This window comes from Dyadobacter sp., from assembly GCF_051859145.1.
Lineage (GTDB): Bacteria > Bacteroidota > Bacteroidia > Cytophagales > Spirosomataceae > Dyadobacter.
Genome location: NZ_JBHYGF010000206.1, coordinates 5455 through 7510 on the forward strand (window position 1 = coordinate 5455; position 2056 = coordinate 7510).

At 48.1% G+C, this 2056-nt stretch carries 2 pseudogenes; one reads left to right on the top strand and one right to left on the bottom strand.

Annotation, left to right across the window (positions count from 1 at the left end):
* Positions 1-1376 (bottom strand): annotated as a pseudogene (locus ACTIE6_RS13080) (galactose oxidase); the annotation flags it as partial.
* A 148-nt stretch (positions 1377-1524) separates the two neighbouring features.
* Between ACTIE6_RS13080 and ACTIE6_RS13085 the strand changes: the two are divergent.
* Positions 1525-2056, top strand: a pseudogene (locus tag ACTIE6_RS13085) (GH92 family glycosyl hydrolase); the annotation flags it as partial.

Here is a 2056-nt window from a genome sequence, read left to right on the forward strand (position 1 = left end):
GCAAATACAAAATCCTCACCAGGCGTGGGGAGCTGGTAAATCCGCCTGAACGATTGATCGCGCACATTGAAATACAGCAGATCATACCAGTTACGCGGGTTGAGCACCTGCTTGCCGGTAGTACTTCCATAGCCGCCAATCAGGTAAGCCCCGCTTTTTGTACGCCCCAAAGCAGCCAGGTACCTGGGATTGAACACGGTATCTCTCTTCGTAAGATCAGTCCAGCTGCTGCTTTTCAGATCATACTTTTGCATGTTGGCTTTGTATTCCAAATGCCCGTAGCCGCCCAGCATATAAATAGACGAATCCAGCGGGTTGAAGAATTTATTGGCGTGAAGGAAATGCGTTTTTTGTGACGAATCGGCCACATTCCGGTCCCAGGTACCTGTTTTCAGATCGAATGAAGTAACCTGTTTTTCATTGATAAAAAGGTTGAAAATGCGGTTCTTCGACTTGTCAAACAGCACCTGGTTATCCATAAAAAGTGACTGAGCAGGATAGGAGCGGTAGCTAACTGCCTCTGTGGCCACCCGGTAGCTGACGAGCGTATCTTCGCCCACCAGAAACACCGTCCCCGATTCCTGGTCACAGGTAACCCGGGCCGGTCCCTGCAATGTGAAAGTGCGCAGCGGCTGCCAGTCGTGATGCATTTTTTTGATCCATAGCGGGTTGGTAGCCAGTCCGTCCTTGTGGCTTACCATTTCACCCGCCTTGCTTTCCTTCATTTCATCCAGCGGCCAGTGGTATTTGAGCGCGCCATTGTCGGTGAGCTGCACGTTCCGGATTTTCATCGGGGGCACGTCTGTTGTGTTGAAGTTCTTGTACTGCGTGGCGCCGAAGAGAATTTTGAAGCAGGATGTCGGATTGACTGCCAAAGCGTGCCTGAACGTCCTCGTGCCGGAAATCAGCCGGATTTCTTTCTGGCTGCTGCTGTAAATCAGGCGGATCCGGTTCCATTTCTGAAAAAGATCCTGCTCGGGTATGTTGAATGCAATGGTTGAAAAACGATCCCCGATAACTACCTTGAAATGCTGGGTTACTGCGTCCGAATTATCGTACAGAATGTCAATGTTGCGGTTGTTGTCGTCAATCAGGCGGACAATGTAGCCGAAATAGTTCTTCTTGTCCGGCAGGAATGAGAGTTCGAACGAAAGCTCAAAATCTTCCTTAAAACAAAAATTACTTCCCGGACTCAGGTCCAGTCCTGTGCGCTTATCCTGCACCGATTCGAAACTCTCAAAACCAAGCGCGTAAGCCTGCCCCTGTGCGAAGACTGCCGGATTTGAAAAGCAGGTAAGCAGCAGAAAAACGCAGCAAAGCGTGGTTCTTCTGTGGGTAGTCCAAGTGTGTCTTATGAAGTGGAAAAGGGTTTTCAAATAAATCTCGAAAAGCGGGTTATACAGGAGCTGTTAAGCAAATATTAAGCTTTTTTTAAGTGCGATTTACTTAATTCGCTTCTCAAAAAAGCCGTCGCGTTCGTTCCGGGGAACGAATTTGCATTATTATTTAAATTTAAATGAATTTATGCTGATTAAACAGTTTGGCCTTCTCGCTTTTGCGCTGTTACCCTTTTTCCCGCTTCAAGCGCAGAAGAAAAATCCGGAAGCAGGCGCCGGCAATCTCCAATATATAGATCCCCGCATTGGTAACGTTGGGCAGCTGCTCGAATCTACACGTCCAACTGTTCAGCTTCCTAATCAGATGATCAGAATGGCGCCGATCCGCGCCAATTACCTCGACGATCAGATTTCCAGTTTTCCATTGACCATTGTGTCCCACCGGCTCGGGGAAGCATTTTCCATCAAAGCTATAATAGGCGATGTGAATGCAAAAAGCTGGGATAAAAAGCTGGCTTACGACCACGATCTCGAAACGATCCGGCCCTGGTTTTACTCTACGTATTTTGTAGATGATGAAGTAACCGTGTCTTATGTACCCGGCAAAAAAACGGGGATTTTCCGTTTTCAATTTCCATCTAATGCGGATAAGAGCCTGTTGCTGGGCGTGTACAATGGATCGGGAAGCTGGGAGTTTATCAACGAGCGGGAGGTAGTGG